Annotated in this window: 18 protein-coding genes; all 18 read left to right on the forward strand. The window is 61.0% G+C overall.

What is annotated here, in order from left to right; all coding sequences use genetic code 11:
* The first annotated feature begins 69 nt into the window (after positions 1-69).
* Positions 70-963: a branched-chain amino acid ABC transporter permease gene (locus GX181_10215; protein NLM72313.1), complete on the forward strand. Its 894-nt coding sequence runs from the start codon at positions 70-72 to the stop codon at positions 961-963.
* On the forward strand, positions 960-2,027 hold the full coding sequence (locus GX181_10220) for a branched-chain amino acid ABC transporter permease (GenBank protein NLM72314.1): 1,068 nt from the start codon (positions 960-962) through the stop codon (positions 2,025-2,027). Before GX181_10215 ends, GX181_10220 begins: the two co-directional genes overlap by 4 nt.
* A complete protein-coding gene (locus tag GX181_10225) occupies positions 2,024-2,815 on the forward strand; it encodes an ABC transporter ATP-binding protein (protein NLM72315.1) in 792 nt (263 codons plus the stop codon). The genes GX181_10220 and GX181_10225 overlap by 4 nt, the downstream gene beginning before the upstream one ends.
* Positions 2,802-3,524: an ABC transporter ATP-binding protein gene (locus tag GX181_10230; protein NLM72316.1), complete on the forward strand. Its 723-nt coding sequence runs from the start codon at positions 2,802-2,804 to the stop codon at positions 3,522-3,524. The genes GX181_10225 and GX181_10230 overlap by 14 nt, the downstream gene beginning before the upstream one ends.
* Positions 3,525-3,599: 75 nt before the next feature.
* On the forward strand, positions 3,600-4,157 hold the full coding sequence (gene pgsA, locus GX181_10235) for a CDP-diacylglycerol--glycerol-3-phosphate 3-phosphatidyltransferase (GenBank protein NLM72317.1): 558 nt from the start codon (positions 3,600-3,602) through the stop codon (positions 4,155-4,157).
* 145 nt (positions 4,158-4,302) lie between these two features.
* A complete protein-coding gene (gene secA / locus GX181_10240) occupies positions 4,303-6,981 on the forward strand; it encodes a preprotein translocase subunit SecA (GenBank protein NLM72318.1) in 2,679 nt (892 codons plus the stop codon).
* Between the two features lie 30 nt (positions 6,982-7,011).
* Positions 7,012-8,853 (forward strand): hypothetical protein, encoded by a 1,842-nt coding sequence (locus GX181_10245; GenBank protein ID NLM72319.1) that lies wholly within the window; start codon positions 7,012-7,014, stop codon positions 8,851-8,853.
* Positions 8,854-8,876: 23 nt separating this feature from the next.
* Positions 8,877-10,553: an arginine--tRNA ligase gene (locus GX181_10250; GenBank protein ID NLM72320.1), complete on the forward strand. Its 1,677-nt coding sequence runs from the start codon at positions 8,877-8,879 to the stop codon at positions 10,551-10,553.
* A 4-nt stretch (positions 10,554-10,557) separates the two neighbouring features.
* Positions 10,558-10,848 carry a septum formation initiator gene (locus GX181_10255; protein ID NLM72321.1) on the forward strand — a complete coding sequence of 97 codons (291 nt, stop codon included), beginning with the start codon at positions 10,558-10,560 and terminating at the stop codon, positions 10,846-10,848.
* An 87-nt stretch (positions 10,849-10,935) separates the two neighbouring features.
* Positions 10,936-11,220: a 30S ribosomal protein S6 gene (gene rpsF, locus GX181_10260; GenBank protein NLM72322.1), complete on the forward strand. Its 285-nt coding sequence runs from the start codon at positions 10,936-10,938 to the stop codon at positions 11,218-11,220.
* An 11-nt stretch (positions 11,221-11,231) separates the two neighbouring features.
* Positions 11,232-11,732: a single-stranded DNA-binding protein gene (gene ssb / locus GX181_10265; GenBank protein NLM72323.1), complete on the forward strand. Its 501-nt coding sequence runs from the start codon at positions 11,232-11,234 to the stop codon at positions 11,730-11,732.
* 25 nt (positions 11,733-11,757) lie between these two features.
* Positions 11,758-12,036: a 30S ribosomal protein S18 gene (locus tag GX181_10270; protein ID NLM72324.1), complete on the forward strand. Its 279-nt coding sequence runs from the start codon at positions 11,758-11,760 to the stop codon at positions 12,034-12,036.
* Between the two features lie 95 nt (positions 12,037-12,131).
* Positions 12,132-13,103, forward strand: a complete 972-nt coding sequence (locus GX181_10275; GenBank protein NLM72325.1) for a DUF2232 domain-containing protein — start codon at positions 12,132-12,134, stop codon at positions 13,101-13,103.
* The gene (locus tag GX181_10280; protein ID NLM72326.1) at positions 13,100-13,546 is read left to right on the forward strand and encodes a 50S ribosomal protein L9; all 447 of its coding nucleotides are present in this window, start codon (positions 13,100-13,102) and stop codon (positions 13,544-13,546) included. Before GX181_10275 ends, GX181_10280 begins: the two co-directional genes overlap by 4 nt.
* The gene (gene dnaB, locus GX181_10285; GenBank protein ID NLM72327.1) at positions 13,547-14,896 is read left to right on the forward strand and encodes a replicative DNA helicase; all 1,350 of its coding nucleotides are present in this window, start codon (positions 13,547-13,549) and stop codon (positions 14,894-14,896) included.
* 89 nt (positions 14,897-14,985) lie between these two features.
* Positions 14,986-15,852 (forward strand): ParB/RepB/Spo0J family partition protein, encoded by an 867-nt coding sequence (locus tag GX181_10290; GenBank protein NLM72328.1) that lies wholly within the window; start codon positions 14,986-14,988, stop codon positions 15,850-15,852.
* A gap of 56 nt (positions 15,853-15,908) precedes the next feature.
* Positions 15,909-16,829 (forward strand): hypothetical protein, encoded by a 921-nt coding sequence (locus GX181_10295; protein NLM72329.1) that lies wholly within the window; start codon positions 15,909-15,911, stop codon positions 16,827-16,829.
* Positions 16,823-17,474 (forward strand): YggS family pyridoxal phosphate-dependent enzyme (locus GX181_10300; GenBank protein NLM72330.1); only part of this gene is annotated, 652 nt, incomplete at its 3' end. The genes GX181_10295 and GX181_10300, both read left to right, overlap by 7 nt.

Raw genomic sequence — 17,474 nt, forward strand, 5'->3', positions numbered from 1 at the left:
GCCAACAAAAGGAGGGCGGAGGTTCCAGCCTCCTCCCTCCATTTTCTTCGTGATCAAGGGGGATCTTTTATGAGCGGTAGCATGTTTGTTCAGCACCTCTTCAACGCCGTCACGCTCGGCTCTCTTTACGGTCTCATCGCCATCGGATACACGATGGTCTACGGAATTCTACGCCTCATCAACTTCGCCCACGGAGAGATCTTCATGCTGGGGGCCTACTTCGTCTTCTTCGGAATCAGCCTGTTTAAACTGCCCTGGGGCATCGCTGTCATCGGCGCAATAGCGGCCTCGTCGCTATGCGGAATTTTCGTCGACAAGGTTGCCTACAAGCCGCTGAGGGCCGCGCCGAGGATATCAGCGCTGATCAGCGCGATAGGCGTCTCCTTTCTGATCCAGAACTTGGCCATCGTGGTCTTCGGTGGCATACCCAGGCCTGTTTATAGGCCCGACTGGCTGGTCGAGGTTATCATAATCGGCGAGATCAGGCTGGTTCCTCTTGCCATCATTGTCCCGGTCGTGACCCTTGCCCTGGTCATTGGGCTGCTCTGGATAGTCTACAGGACCAAGCCGGGCCTGGCGATGAGGGCCATATCCAAGGACATCGAGACCACCAGGCTCATGGGCGTCTCCGTTAACAAGATAATCGCCTTCACCTTCGGCCTCGGCTCGGCGCTCGCGGCGGCCTCCGGCATCATGTGGGCGCTGCGCTACCCGCAGATACAGCCCTTCATGGGGCTGGTACCGGGGCTCAAGGCCTTTATAGCGGCTGTCTTCGGAGGAATAGGATCCATCCACGGCGCTGTGATTGGCGGCTTGATCCTCGGCATTATCGAGATAATGGCAGTCGCCTTCTTCCCCCAGCTCTCCGGATATCGCGATGCATTCGCATTCGTGCTTCTCATCATCATCCTCCTCTTTAAGCCAACCGGGCTGATGGGAGAGAAACTGGAGGACAAGATATGAACACGAGAGCTCGCAACTTGACTCTGAACGTCCTTGTCATAGCGGGGTTCGCAGCTTTCCTCCACTGGGCGCACACCAGTTTCGACGGGTACAAGATCCAGGTTCTCAACCTTATCGCGGTCAACGCCATCCTGGCCCTAAGCCTGAACCTGATATACGGCTTCACGGGGATGTTCTCGCTCGGCCACGCGGGCTTCATGGCGCTGGGCGGATACACCTGCGCCATCCTCATCCTGCCCGCCGCACAGAAGCAGATGATGTGGATAATCGAGCCCCTCATCTGGCCCCTGTCGGTCATGAACGCGCCCTTCTTCGTCGCGGTCCTGGCCGGGGGACTGGTGGCGGCCTTTTTCGCGCTGCTCATCGCCATACCGGTGTTGCGTCTCGGGGGAGACTACCTCGGGATTGCGACGCTGGGCTTCTCGGAGATCATAAGGGTCGTTCTGACCAACCTGAACTTCATCACCAACGGCGCCCTCGGGATCAAGGGAATCCCCTCGCACGCCAATCTCTGGTGGAATTACGGCTGGCTCCTGCTGACGACCCTGTTCATAGTGAGACTGATCAACAGCAACTTCGGCAACGTCCTCAAGGCGATACGGGACGACGAGATAGCCGCGAAGAACATGGGGATAAACACCTTCTTCTACAGGGTGCTCTCCTTCACCATCGGCGCCTTTTTCGCGGGCGTGGGCGGCGCGCTGCTGGGCAGCCTGATCACCACGATCGACCCGATGATGTTCCGCTTTGTTCTCACGTTCAACATACTGATGATCACCGTCACCGGTGGCCTCGGCTCTATCTCCGGCAGCATAATCGGCAGCGTGGTCATCACGACGTTGCTCGAGTGGCTGCGTATCGTCGAGAGCCCGATGAAGATCGGAAGCCTCGTGATACCCGGAGTCCCCGGCATGAGAATGGTGATCTTCTCCCTTGCTCTGATCCTGATAATACTCTTCAGGCGCGAGGGCATCATGGGGATGAGGGAGCTGTCGTGGGACATGCTCTTCTCGCGCGGAAAGAGCGCCCGGAGACAGGACGACAAGGGAGGGGAGACGAGATGACGGCTGCGCCGATTCTGAAACTCGACGATCTCACCATGCGGTTCGGCGGTCTCGCCGCTGTGAGCGATCTCTCGCTGGAGGTCCCGAGGGACTCGATCGTGGGCATGATAGGCCCCAACGGAGCGGGCAAGACGACCGTGTTCAACATGGTCACCGGCTTCTACCGGCCGACGCGGGGGAGAGTCCTGTTCGACGGGGATGATATAACCGGAATGCATCCGCACATGATCTGCCGCGCCGGAATATCGAGGACATTCCAGAACATCCGCCTCTTCTACAACGAGACGGTGCTGGAGAACGTCATGATAGGCTGCCACGTGCGCCGAAAGTCGAAGTGGTGGTCCGCGCCCCTCGGGCTTCCCTCCTTCAGGGAGGAGGAGAAAGCCATCAGGGAGAAGTCCATGGATCTGTTGGGATCCGTCGGACTGGCCGACTACGCGGACGAGAGGTCTGGATCGCTTCCCTACGGCGCCCAGCGAAGGCTGGAGATAGCCAGGGCCCTGGCCACGGATCCCAAGTTCCTCCTCCTGGACGAGCCGGCGGCGGGGATGAACCCGCAGGAATCCCAGGAGCTGATGGCCTTCATAAAGGACGTGCGGAAGCGCTTCGACCTGACGATCTTGCTGATCGAGCACGACATGAGGGTCGTTATGGGCGTGTGCGAGTACATCTGGGTGCTCGACTACGGATTGATGATCGCCGAGGGGAATCCCGAGGCCATCCAGTCGAACCAGAAGGTGATAGTCGCCTACCTTGGGGAGGAGTACGTGAAATATGCTGAGAGTTGAAGACCTGAACGTTTACTACGGCGCGATCCACGCCGTCAAGGGCATAGACATTCATATCCCCGAGGGGAGCATAGTGACTCTGATCGGTGCGAACGGCGCTGGGAAGAGCAGCACGATACGGGCGATATCCGGGCTCATCAGGAACCTAAAGGGGAGGATCCTCTACACTCCGTCCAAGGGGGCGGAGCAGGTGAATTTGGCCGGCAAGCCCCCGGAGGACATGGTCAAGCTCGGTGTCGCGATGAGCCCCGAGGGGCGACGGATACTGCCCCACCTTACGGTGGAGGAGAACCTCCAGCTTGGTGCCTTCACTCGCGACGATAAAGAGGGGATAGAGAGGGACATAGACAGGGTCTACTCTCTCTTTCCGCGCCTGAAGGAGCGCTCCTGGCAGAAGGGAGGGACCCTGTCCGGCGGGGAGCAGCAGATGCTCGCCGTTGGCCGGGCGCTGATGTGCGAACCGAAGCTCGTCATGCTGGACGAGCCCTCCTTGGGGCTCGCCCCGATCCTGGTCAAGGAGGTTTTCGACATAATCAGGGAGATCAACTCGATCGGCAAGACGGTCCTCTTGGTAGAGCAGAACGCCTTCGCCGCCCTGAAGATAGCCTCCTACGCCTACATCCTGGAGGTGGGGCGAATCGTCCTCGAGGGCAAGGGGGAGGATCTGCTCAAGGATCCGCGTGTGAAGGAGGCCTACCTGGGCGGTTAGCAGGGCCTCCGTCGGTATGCCGAACGCAGTTCGGGGTTTTTCTAAACAAGGGGGAACATTCTCGTGGGGAATAAGGTGTGGAACATTCCGAATACGCTTAGTCTCCTCAGGGTCTTTCTGGCGCCTCTTGTCCTGATATTCCTGACGTTCAAGTTCACCTACCCTGTCTACAGGGTCGAAGAACTCGGAATACGCGTGACGTTCGGAGATGTCGTCGCGGGCGCAGTGTTCATACTGGCCGCCCTCACGGACACGGCGGACGGCTACATCGCCCGCAAGAAGGGCATGGTGACCAATCTCGGCAAGTTCATCGATCCGCTGGCGGACAAGATACTCGTCATGGCCGCCCTGATAGCGCTGGTCGAGCTGCACAGGATCCCCGCCTGGATAGCCGTGGTCATCCTCTCAAGGGAGATGATAGTGACGGGGGTGCGGATGGTCGCTGCAGCCGAGGGGATCGTGATCGCCGCCTCCAACATGGGGAAGGTGAAGACTGTGCTTCAGATAGTGGCGATTTCGATGCTGATCTTCTCCCTTCCCTTCGGCATTCACCTGATGTGGGTGGCGATGTTTTTGACCGTCTGGTCGGGGATGGACTATCTCTACAGCGCCAAGAACCTGTTCACGGAATAGCTCTCCGGGCTCTTCGCCGGGCCGACCGCGAGTTGCGAGGATGCCGCCGTCTTTTGACTGGCGGCACCCTTCGGGCATATAATGGATTTGCGTTCAGCGCCGTGCGAGGCATCTGCACGGCCGATTTTTGTGTTGAGGTGACGATATGCTTGGTTCAATAAAGAAAGCCCTGGGTCTGGATCCCAACGAGAGAGCTCTCAAGCGATACAGCGAGGTCGTCGAGGAGATAAACTCCCTCGAGCCCTCCTTCTCGGCCCTCTCCGACGAAGATCTGCGACAGAAGGGCGCTTCCTTCAAGGAACGGCTGCAGAGGGGCGAGAGCAAGGACGACCTGCTTCCAGAGGTCTTCGCCGCCGTGAGGGAGGTGTCGCGACGCACCATCGGACTCCGTCACTTCGACGTCCAGCTCATGGGCGGAATGGCCCTGCACGAGGGCAAGATAACAGAGATGAAGACCGGAGAGGGAAAGACGCTGGTCGCCACCCTGTCCGTCGTGCTTAACGCCCTCTCGGGAGAGGGAACGCACATAGTGACGGTAAACGACTACCTGGCAAAGAGGGACGCCGAGTGGATGGGGCCCATCTACTCCTTCCTGGGCCTCACCGTCGGGGTCATCTACGCCTACATGGATCCGGAGGAGCGACTGGCCGCCTACAGGGCGGACATCACCTACGGGACCAACAGCGAGTTCGGCTTTGACTACCTGCGCGACAATATGGCCGTGTCGGAGTCGCACCTTGTCCAGAGGGGGCACGTATACTGCATAGTCGACGAAGTGGACTCGATCCTGATAGACGAGGCGAGGACGCCTCTGATAATCTCCGGACCGTCGGACGACAATGTCGATATGTACAAAGTCTCCGACCGTGTGGCGCGTCAATTGAAAGAGGGGCGAGACTTCGAGAAGGACGAGAAGGAGCGCAACGTGGCCATGACGGAGGCGGGCATCGCCAGGTGCGAGGAGCTCCTGAAGATGCCGGATCTCTTCTCCGACGCGGCCCACTCGGACCTCGCCCACCGGATCGTCCAAGCCCTTAAGGGCAGGATTCTATTCCAACGCGATGTCCACTATGTCGTCAAGGACGGCGAGATCATCATAGTCGACGAGTTCACGGGAAGGCTGATGGTCGGCAGGCGCTACTCGGACGGGCTTCACCAGGCCATAGAGGCCAAGGAGGGGGTCAAGGTCGGGCGCGAGAGCCAGACGCTGGCCACCATAACGCTGCAGAACTACTTCAGGATGTACAGGAAGCTCGCCGGAATGACGGGCACCGCCGCGACCGAGGCCGAGGAGTTCAAGGAGATCTACGGCCTCGAGGTGGTGGTCGTCCCGACCAACGAGGAGATGATCCGCGAGGACAACCCGGACGTGATCTACCGGACCGTGACGGAGAAGTTTTCCGCAGTGGCCGACGAGATAGAGGAGGCGAACGGCGAGGGGATCCCTGTCCTGGTCGGCACGACCTCGATAGAGAGCTCCGAAAGGCTCAGCAAGCTGCTGAAGGCGCGAAAGATCCCGCACCAGGTGTTGAACGCCAAGCACCACGAGCGAGAGGCCCAGATAGTCGCCCAGGCGGGACACTTGGGGGCGGTCACAGTCGCCACCAACATGGCGGGAAGGGGCACTGACATCCTGCTGGGAGGCAACCCGGACTTCCTTGCCAGGGAGGAGTGGAGGCGCAGGAACGGCGACGAGGCGATCGGCGAGGAGGATCACGCCGAGCTGCTGGAGCAATATCGCGAGCAGTGTCGCCTGGAGAGAGAGAGGGTAAAATCCCTGGGGGGTCTCCGCATAATCGGGACGGAGAGGCACGAGTCGCGAAGGATTGACAATCAGCTCCGAGGGCGGTCGGGCCGCCAAGGGGACCCGGGCTCCAGCAGGTTCTACCTGGCGCTGGAGGACGATCTTCTGCGCCTGTTCGGCTCCGAGAGAATCCAGGGGCTGATGGAGAAGCTGGGCATGGAGGAGGGCGAGTCAATCGAGCACAACCTGCTCACCAAGGCCATAGCCAACGCCCAGAAGAAGGTGGAGCAGCTTCACTTCGACATACGCAAACAGCTTCTCGCCTACGACAACGTGATGAACCGCCAGAGGGAGGCGGTCTACGCGGAGAGGCAGCAGATACTTCGCGACGAGGGGATAAGGGAGCACGTGCTGGAGATCGTCGAGGGAGTGATCGACGACGTACTGGAGAAGTACTACCCGGAGGACGGAGAGGCGGACCCGGGCCGAGCGATCGCCCGTGTAAGGCAGGTAACGGGCGGAGGCCCCGAGAAATGGCTCGAGGGAGTGGACGACGTCCGCGACATGCATGAGCGGCGGGACTTGCTGATAGACGATGTCAGGGAGCGCTTTATCAAGCGCATGGACGAGCTGGGATCGGAGGAAAGCGTCTTTCTGCTTCGATTCCTCGTGCTTCACACCCTGGACGGCGGTTGGAAGGATCACCTGCTGGCCATGGACGAGCTTCGCCGGGGGATCGGCCTGAGGGCTATCGGGCAGAAGGACCCCCTCCTGGAGTACCAGTTCGAGTCTTACAGCCTCTTTCAGTCCATGATGGAGAGGGTCCGCGAGTCGATCGCGGAGCAGGTCTTCCGCGTCCGGGCCGTCAGTGACAGGGGAGGCTCCGGTCCTCGCGACCGGGGAAGCGAGGGCAGGGAGTTCATCCTTCCCGTCGGGCCCGCCCGGCAGCCGCCCTCCTCTTTGCATGCGGGAGACGGGGCTCAGCAGCCCGTAAGAAGGGGAAAGAAAACGGGCAGAAACGAACCATGTCCCTGCGGAAGCGGAAAGAAATACAAGCACTGCTGCGGCAGGAACGCATAGTTCCAGCTCCTCGAAGAAAGGAGACAGGTGATGAAATCGATCAGAAAAACCTTGTCCGATGTCGTCCTCCTTGCGGCGATATCAATGCTGATTCTGTCCGGCACGTGTCGCGCGGATGCCTCGGCCTCGGTCAACATATCGCGCATGATACAGGAGTGTCCCTCCTTCTCGGACTATCCGGGGGAGGACGGTGTCATATGGCTTCGCGACGTGAAATATTCCCTGGCCGCGGACGGGGCCATGAGACGGGACTCTCTCTACGTGATACTGGCCAGGCGTGGGATCGACGAGTCCTGGACCAGGTGGTCGCTGCCCTCGGGAGAGGATGGAGAGGGAGCCGAGATACTGGAGGCCGCGATCTACGACCCGGGGACGGGGAGAATGCTCGCCCCCGTGCTGCCCCGTCTCGCGGACATGGACGGGGTGAAGGTCGCCGAGGTCCATTTTCCGGATATCCAGGATGAATACCTGGTGCTTCTCTCCTACAGGGAGGTCTTCAAGAAACGCCTCTCGGTGGACGACCTGGTGTGGGTGAACGACTCCCTGCCGGTCTGGGAGCTGCTGGTCACGGTCGACGTCCCCCCGGGGAGCGAGCTTGCGATCTCTGCGAGAGGCGCCGGAGACCTCGTGAGGGAGAGCGTCGGCGCGAAGGAGCGCTACTCCTGGCACCTGGTCAACAACCTGCCGTGGACGAGCAGGACGCTCAGGGGCGACGCCAGGTCCTACCTTGCCTTCTCGACGAGGAAGGGGACCGAGCCTCTGGCAAGAATGCTTATGTCCCTCGAGAGCAGCCTCGCACCCTCTCCCCACCCCTCGATCGCGCACCTGGTCCCGCAGAAGAACAGGCTGAAGACCGGGAGTTCGCTGATCTCGTGGGTGAACTCCGCCCCCTCCCTGCACGGAAGCGCCCTCTCTTCCGTCGTGAGGCCGATCATTCCGGAGGAGGGGCCATGGTCGGACTGGGAGAAGGTCCTGATCCTGAACAGCTGGCTTCGCAAGGCGGGCTGGCAGAGCACCGTGCACTGGCTCACGGCTCACCCCCTCGACGACGAGACCCCGGTGACGATCGGATCGATCCTCCGTCCCGTGCTCGAGCTCAACCTGGAGGGGACCTCCCCCTTCTTTCTCGACCTGGGACAGGGGTACAGCCGCAACGAGACGCCTCCCTCCCTGTGGGGCAAACACATCTATACGGCCTCGGGCAACCGGCTGAACGGCCGGGTGGTGAGCGGAAGCTCGGCGTCGGAGCACAGACTTTCGATAGAATGGCACCTCGAGCTCGACGCCGACGGCGAGGCCTCCGGGTATGTCGACATACTTGCCCGCAACGGCTGGAGCGCCTTTATGTTTCCGGGGGACGGCCCGAGCACGGAGACCATCAGACGAGCGGCCGAGGAGCTGTTCTGGGGGCTTCCGGTCGAGGCGGACGTTGCGGCGGTCGCCTCCAAGCCGATCAAGTACGGTCACCAGCTCTCCATGCCCGTCCGGCTGAGAAACAGCATCGTAAGCGGAGGGGCTCTTTTGTTCATGTTCCCGGGATCGGCCCCCTCCTGGCTCGAGGAGCTGGGCAGGTGGTCTGAGGATTACCGACTGGACTTCCCCTTCGTCGTGGAGCAGTCCTTGAGCCTGAAGCTCCCTTCCCGCTCGCAGGTGGTGATGGCCCCGGTCAAGGTTGAAAGGGTGATGGAAAGGGTGACTTACGAGGAGTCCGTTTTCTATAACAAGAAGAGAGGGCTGTTCAACGCCGGCAGCAAGATAGTCCTCAAGACCGAGACGCTCAACGAAGCGGCGGGCAGAAGCCTGGGCGAGGCGGTTCAACGCTGGCTGGCCTGGGGCGAAAAGAACCTGCCCCTGCGCCTCGCCGGGCAGTAGACGAAATTGCGGGTGGTGACTCTATGGCTGATGTGACTTTGGTCTTAAAGACGATCGTCGAGGACGCGCTTCGGGTGGTGGCCTCCGAAAAGGGCCTCTCCGAGGCCGCCATTCCCGAGGTAGCCTTCGAGAGACCCAAGAGGGACGGGCAGGGTGACTGGTCGACGAACTGTGCCATGAAGCTCTGCAAACTCTTCGGAGAGAGGCCTATGAGCCTCGCCGACAGGCTGGCCGGGCTCATACCCCTCGGGGGTTATCTCGACAGGGTGGAGACAGCCGCGCCCGGCTTCATAAACTTTTTCCTCTCGTCCAAGTGGATGGAGGACGCCCTGCTGGAGATATTCGATGAGAAGGAGAATTACGGCTCGTCAAACCTCGGAGAGGGCAGGAGGGTGCAGATAGAGTTCGTCAGCGCGAACCCGACGGGCCCCCTGCACATCGGACACGGCAGGGGGGCCGCCGTGGGCGATATCATCTCGTCAATACTCTCCTTCACCGGCTGGACGGCGGAGAGGGAGTACTATATCAACGACGCGGGGCTCCAGATGGACCTCCTGGGCGCCTCGGTCCAGTCGCGTTACTTCGAGCTGTCCGGCTCGCCCGAGTCGGCGCCCTTCCCGGAGGACGGCTACCGGGGGGACTACATATACGACATAGCCCGTGCGGTCATGGAGAGGGAGGGGAACCGATACGCCTCCCTGCCGGCTTCAGACAGCCTGCCCTTCTTCAAGTCATTCGCAGCCGAATCGATACTGGACACTATCAGGTCGGACCTCTCTGATTTCGGGGTCGAGTTCGACGTCTGGTTCTCCGAGAACAGCCTTTACGAGCGTGACTTGGTCCCTCAGGCCATGAACAGGCTGAAGGAGAGGGGCTTCGCCTTCGAGAAGGACGGGGCGCTCTGGTTCAAATCCAGCGATTCGGAGGACGAGAAGGACAGGGTGCTGATAAGGAGCAGCGGAGTCCCCACCTACTTCGCCTCCGACATCGCCTATCACAAGGAGAAGTTCGACCGGGGCTTCGACAAGGTCATTGACGTGTGGGGGGCCGATCACCACGGCTACGTGCCCAGGATGAAGGCGGGCGTCGAGGCGCTGGGGAGGCCACCGGAGGACCTGCAGGTGCTCCTAATCCAGTTTGTCAACCTGCTGCGCGGGGGGGAACAGGTCGGCATGTCGACCAGGTCCGGCCAGTTCGTCACACTCAGGGACGTCATGGACGAGGTCGGCGTGGACGCCACCCGCTTCTTCTTCGTCATGAGGCGCAGCGACTCGCACCTGGACTTCGACCTGGAGCTGGCCAAGCAGTCCTCCAACGAGAACCCCGTCTACTACGTGCAGTACGCTCACGCCCGGATATGCAGCGTGATACGCGAGGCAGAGTCCCGCGGGATTCCTCTCCCCGGAGTGGAGGAGCTCGACATGGACGCCTTCTCGCTCGACGAGGAGAAACGCCTGATGGCCAGGCTCGCCGCCTATCCGAAGGAGGTCGAGAAGGCCTCGCGCGAGCTGGCGCCTCACGTGCTGGTCACCTACGCCCTGGACCTGGCGGGCGATTTTCACTCCTTCTACAACGCCTGCAGAATCCTGGGCTCGGAGGATCCTGTGATGAAGAGCCGCATCCTGCTGGTGCGCGCGTCAGGCACGGTGCTTGCCTCCGCCCTGTCGCTTCTCGGGGTGTCGGCGCCGGAGAGGATGTAGAAAGATGCTGCGGCTGCGCTGGATTTTTCTCGCGGCCCTCCTCGGGCTCTTCGCGGCGATAATGGGCACGTCCTACTACGTAGAGATGAAGAAGATCAACCGGCTGACCGCCCTGGTGGACGAGAGGATGGCGGTGCTGGTATCGATGAGCCGAACGGTCCAGGAGCTGCAGGAGAAGATCGCCTTCTTCGGCACATCGGAGGGGCTGGCCCACCTGGCCAGGGAGAAGTACAACCTCTCCTTCCCCGGAGAGCTGGTCTTCAAGATCGAGAGGGCGCCGGAGTCCTTGCCATAAGAACGACTGTAATGTATAATCGCCTCCGGCTGTTTTCCCTGCCCCTCCGCGGAGGGGCCATAGACCGTGGGGAGGAGGTGTGTATATTTGCGGCCGTACGAGATGTTGGTGCTTATGAGCGCCGAGCTGGAGGATCACAAAGAGGAGATCGAGAAGATCGAGGAGGTCCTAACCGGTCTCGAGGGAGAGATCGTCAAGACCGACGCATGGGGGAGGAAGAGACTGGCCTACCCCATCGACAAGAAGACCGAGGGCTTTTATGCTCTGTTCACGTTCAAGCTGAGCCCCGATCAGCTTGGTGAGTTGAATCGTGTCCTGGGTCTGCGTCCGAATGTCTATCGCCAGATGGTCATCCGTCTGGACGAGAAGTAGGAGGGGACGGCATGGCTAGGGGTTACAACAAGGTCGTGATAGTGGGCAACCTCGCCAGGGACCCGGAGGTGCGCTACACTGCAAGCAAACAGGCCGTCGCCAACTTCGCGGTGGCGGTCAACCGGGCCTGGAAGGACAGAAACGGCGAGTTGCAGGAGAGCGTTGATTTCATCCCCGTGGTCGTCTGGGGACCGATGGCCGAGAACTGCGAGCGCTACCTGAAAAAGGGGAACCAGGCCCTCGTGGAGGGCAGACTTCAGGTGCGCAGCTACGAGGCGAAGGACGGCTCCGGAAAGAGGTACGTGACCGAGGTGATAGCGTCTGACGTCGTCTTTTTGGGCGGACCCAGGAAGCGGGACGACTCGCCCGGCGGCTTCGAGGACGAGGGCTTCGGCGGAAGCGTCAGGAGAGATCGCCGCTTCAGCGGCCAGGACGACGACTTCCCCATGGATATTTCATCCGTTCAAGACGAGGAAGAGGAAGATGAAGAGGATGTAAACATCCCCTTCTGAGGTTTCTTAAGGAGGGCAACGCACTATGGTTGTGAGCGAGACAAGAGGAGAGGGCAGACCCCCCGCCGGTCCCAGAGGGCCTCGAAGAGGCGGGAGAAGGCGCCCGAAGGTGTGCTTCTTCTGCGTCGACAAGATTGAGCACGTGGATTACAAGGATGTTGAAAAGCTTCGCAAGTACGTCAGCGAGCGCGGCAAGATCATGCCTCGTCGTGTGACCGGTAACTGCGCGAAGCATCAGCGCCAGCTTACGGAGGCTATAAAGCGGGCGCGTCATATGGCCCTCCTTCCTTTCACCCTGGAGTAGGGTCCTGTCGGTAATTTTTCCACGGGGGGAGGAGCCATGCTTCTCCCCCTGTGCTGTTATAACGGACCCGTGCGAATTGAAAGGAGGAGGGAGTTATGACTTCCACTAGAAGCCTGGTGGAATCGGCCCTTCTGGCCGGTTTGGCCGTGGTTCTGTTCATGGCGGCGCACTTCCTGCCGATAATCGGCGCGGCCTTCTCGCTGCTGGCGCCGGCCCCGCTCGTCGTACTCGGGCTCAGGCACGATATGAAGAAGGCCACTCTGGGCCTCGCGGTAGCTACTCTACTGGCGGCGGCCTTCCTGGGGCCCGTCTCCTCTCTCTTCTTTCTGCTGGGCTTCGGGGTGCTGGGGGTAGGGCTCGGCTTTCTGGCCAGAAAGTTCGACAGGGGCGTGGAGGTCCTCATGTACGGCATCCTCGTCTCGCTCGGGAGCAAGCTGCTCCTGATGGTCGTCGCGGGGAAGCTCACCGGGATCAACCCCTTCCAGCTCGACGGAGCGGAGATGCAGGAGATGGTCGACAAGATATTCCTCTTTTATGAGACTACCGGGATGAGCAGGGAGTCTCTCACCGCTGTGAAGGAACAGTTCACGGAGACTATACGCCTGCTGCCGGTAATCTTCCCGGCGATCCTCTCCATGGCCGCGGCGTTGGACTGCTACCTGAGCTATGTGATCAGCTCCTTTGTCCTTAAAAGGGCCGGAGGGAATCCCCTTCCGGAGCTGCCTTCATTTACCGAGTGGCGCTTCCCGAAAAGCGTGTTCAGCGCCTTCGTGGTCTCGATACTGCTCACCATGCTGGGATCCATGGGAAAAGACTGGGGATTCGCCCTGAAGGCCGGGGTGAACCTGCGCCTCCTGGTCAACTTCCTGTTCCTCTTCCAGGGGCTCTCTCTCATATGGTTTTTTCTGAAGAGAAAGACGTCCGGGGGCTTCGGGCGCTTTCTTCGAACGATTGTTATAATATTGACCGTTATGATCCCGATACTCTCCAACATAGCGGTGATACTCGGTATCGGAGACATGTGGCTGGATCTCAGGAGCCGCTTTTACAGGAGTGATGCGTTATGAAAGTCATTTTGAAGCAGGATGTGAACAAGCTGGGTTCGTCCGGGGACCTAGTCGAGGTCTCCGCCGGCTATGCCCGCAACTACCTCTTTCCGCGCTCCCTGGCCGAGGAGGCCACGCCGGAGCGAATGAGGAAATGGAAGGATCAGGAGGCCGCCAGGGAAAAGAGGGAGTCTCGCCTTGAGAACGAGGCGATAGAGCTTAAAAAACGCCTCTCGGGCAAGGCGATCCGAGTGAAAGCCAGCATCGGCGAGAAGGGAAGGCTGTTTGGAAGCGTCACCGCGGCGGTCGTATCTGAGAGCATCGCCTCGCAGCTTTCCGTCAAGATCGACAAAAAGCACCTCCGCATGCCGGAAATCGTGAAGCAGGAGGGCTCCTACCCATTCTCGGCGCGCCTGTACCCGGGCGTCGAGGTGGAGCTGACTCTTATCGTTGAAGGCGAGTAGATGACTACGGCCTCGTGGGACAGGATGCCCCCGGTCTCCCTGGAGGCCGAGCGGGCGGCTCTAGGGGCCTGCCTGATGGACAAGGAGGCCCTGAACATAGTGGTCGAGATCCTCCAGCCGGAGGACTTCTACGACGCCGCTCACAGGACGGCCTTCGAGATCGTCCATCGGATGTCCCAGGGGGACAAGCCGGTAGACCCCCTGACCTTTCTGCAGGAGGCGTCGAGCCTCGGCAAGGCGGATCGGCTCGGTGGCCAGGCCTTCGTCGGGTCGCTGATAGACAGCGTTCCCACGACCGCCAACGTCGAGTACCACGCCGGAATAGTGCGCGACAAGTCGATCTTCCGAAAGCTCATAAGCGCGGGCAACAGCATAGTGAAGCTCGGCTACAGCACGGAGATGGACGTGGACGAGGCCCTCGAGGAGGCGGAACGAGCAGTCTTCGAGATAGCGCAAAAGCGCAACACGATGAACTTCCGCCATGTGGGAGAGGTGCTCGGGCATACATTCCAGCAGATCGAGGATCAGTACAACAGGTCCGACCAGGACGTGACCGGCTTCAACTCCGGCTTCCTTGATCTTGACCGCCTCACCGGCGGGTTTCAGCCCGGCAGCCTAAACATCGTCGCCGCCCGCCCTTCGATGGGAAAGACGGCCCTCGCCGTCAACATAGCCCAGTTCGGGGGTCAGGGCGCAGGGCGTCCTGTGCTGATCTTCAGCCTCGAGATGGGGGCTGAGCAACTGGTCCAGAGGATGCTCGGCGCGGAGGCCAGGATAAACATCCACGACCTGAGGATAGGGTCCTTTCCCCGCTCATCGTGGGAGGCCCTCGCGGACGCGGCGGGCAGGCTGGCCGAGTCTCCCATATACATCGACGACAGCTCCATGCTGTCGACTCTGGAGTTCCGCGCCAGGTGCAGACGCTTCAAGTCCAGGTACGAAAACTTGGGGCTCATACTTGTGGACTACCTTCAGCTGATGAACTCGTCAAGGAAGATAGAGAACAAGCAGCAGGAGGTCGCGGAGATCTCAAGGACTCTCAAGGGAGTGGCGCGCGAGCTTAACACCCCTGTGATCGCTCTGTCGCAGCTCTCGCGGGCCGTGGAGCAGAGGACGGAGAAGAGACCCCAGCTTTCGGACCTTCGAGACAGCGGTGCCATCGAGCAGGACGCGGACACGGTGATGCTCCTCTACCGGCCGGGCTACTACGATGCCACGGTGCCCGGGGAGGATGAGGACATCCGGGCCTTTGTCAGCCTCAGCAAGAACAGAAACGGCCCGACAGGCGAGGTATCGTTGCTCTTCTTCAAGGAGTACACTCGCTTCGTGAACCAGGACCGACGCATTTAGGCCGAAGCGCGCTTGAAGGAAGAACGGGATACCGTTAGAATGAACGACGAGAGCATGCGGATTATCACTACTTTTAAGGTGGCTAGGCGATGAACGACATGAACGAGTCCCGCCCGGGAGTCGCGTCCAAGAGACGTTTGCTTGAGGTGCCGATCGACAGTATAAAGCCCAACCCCGCGCAGCCCAGGCAGTACTTCGAGGAGGCGGAGCTGGAGGAGCTAGCCGCGTCGATAGCGGCCGTCGGTGTCATTCAACCGGTGGTGGTCAGGCCCTCGGAATCCGAGTACGAGCTTGTCGTCGGGGAGCGAAGGCTCAGGGCCGCGTCGATGGCCGGTCTTGACTCCATACCTGCGGTGATCGCGGAGACGGAGACGAGGGACATGAGGGTGACGGCCCTCATAGAGAATATTCACCGAAGCGATCTGTCCGCGATCGAGGAGGCGGAGGCGCTGCAGTCCATCCTCGAGGATACGAAGTGGAGCCAGACGGAGCTGGCCGCCCGGCTGGGGCTATCCCAGTCCGCCGTGTCGAACAAGCTGAGGCTGCTGAAGCTGGAGGCGCCGGTCCAGACGCTCGTGATGCAGGGCAAGCTGGGCGAGCGCCAGGCGCGAGCCCTGATCGGGCTGTCGCGGGAGGAGCAGGTATCGATGGCCCTCGTGGCCGTCGAGGAGGAGCTGCCCGCCAACGAGCTCGAGCGCAGGGTCAAGGAGGGGCGTATCATCTCCGCGAAGGAGCGGAGGACGGTCGAGCCCTCGGTGCCGAAGACCTCCCGGGGGTCGCCCGCAGTTGCGGGAGGCCCTACGGGTGAGATTTTGAAGGACATAGCCGAACTGGTGGAGAGAAACAGGAGAAAGGGAATCCAGGTCGCGTGGAGTGTAAAAGAGCTGGCGCAGAGAGAGCTGATACTGGAGCTGATAGTGGATCTTAAAAGCGCCTCTGAAGAGCCTCGGGAATAGCGGGGCTTCAGGCCCTGGGATCGCACTCGGGGCCCGTCCGGGCATACAGGCGGAGCATGGCGAAATATCTATTTAAAAGGCTTTTGTATTTCGGCACGATCCTGGCGGTGACGGCACTGGCGGTATCGCTGTACACCATGTGGTGGGAGCAAAGCGCGTTGGAGGCCCCCGACCTCGTGACAGCCGTGCCCTACGTGCACAAGGAGAGGTTTCCCGTCAAGGGCGCCCTCGTGTGGGAGGAGTCGCTGGTGATCTCGCCCGGTGATGGAACTGTCTCCTTCGCAGCGCCTCGCCCGCACAGGGTGGCACGCGGAGAGACGATCGCCATGGTCGAGGGCCCCTCGGGCAGGACGGCGGTGAGGGCAGACACGGTTGGCTACTTCGTTCCGGGCCTTGACGGCGCCGAGGGGGAGTGGCGCTACGCGGCCCTTTGGCCGGGCATGGCCCCGCTGCCCGAGCCTCCCGATCTCTTGGACTATTCCGCCGGCGTGATAGTCAGGCGCGGCATGCCCATAGGGAAGATGATCCCCCAGCCGCAGGAGCTCAGATGTGTGCTGTACACGGACCTCTCACCGTCGCTGGAGAAGGACATCGCGGCCGGGTTTGTTCGAGTGAAAAAGGACAGGCACGGATGGGCCGCCAAGGCGAACGTAAGGGCCGTAACCTATTTCGGAGCGAGGGCCAAACTCTACCTGACTCTCCCCTTTTTCCCGGTGGAGAGCGTCCTCTCAAGAGGGATAAAGCTGCTGCTCGAATCAGGAGAGAGCCAAGGCGTGGTGCTGCCCGAGTCGGCGGTGCTGTACCGGGAGGGAAGGCTCGGGGTGCTGCTGGTCGAGGGAAACGTTGCCGGCTTCAGGGAGATCATCGGTCTGCCCGTCGAGGGGCGGCGGTTTTTCGTCCAGAAGGGACTGCGACCGGGCAATCTCGTGGTCCTCGACGCGGACGGAGCGAAAGAAGGGAAAATTCGACTATGGTGAGCTGTATCAAGGACAACCTGGAACGCATCGGGGAGGCGATGGAAAACGCGGCGATCCGAAGCGGAAGGGCGGCCGGGGAGGTTCGCCTCGTTGTCGTCGCGAAGACCCGAACCGTGGACGAGATCGCGGAGGTGGTCCTCTGCGGCGTAAAGGAGATAGGCGAGAACAGGGCCCAGGAGCTCGAGGAGAAGAGGCGCCTGTGGAGCGGAGGGGACGTCGTGTGGCGATTCATAGGGCATCTGCAGAGGAACAAGGTCCGCAAGGCGATCGAGTTTGCCTCGACGGTCGACTCGGTGGACTCGACCAGGCTTGCAGGAACCCTCTCCAGGGTGGCGATGGAGAAAGAGCTCGTCCTGCCCGTGCTGGTCGAGGTCAACACCTCCGGCGAGGAGAGCAAGCACGGGGTTGATCCGTCGCGGGCCCGGGAGCTGGTTGAGTTCGTCGTGGAGGACTGCCCCGGCTTGAAGCTCGACGGGCTTATGACCATAGGACCCCTCACCGATGACGAATCCGCCGTCCGCAGGGCCTTCTCCTCTCTTCGCGAAATACGTGACGAGATGTCCCGCGACTTCGAGCTGCCGCTTGCGGAGCTCTCGATGGGGATGAGCGGGGACTTCGAGCTCGCGATCCAAGAGGGATCTACAA

The organism is Synergistaceae bacterium (assembly GCA_012521675.1).
Lineage (GTDB): Bacteria > Synergistota > Synergistia > Synergistales > Aminobacteriaceae > JAAYLU01.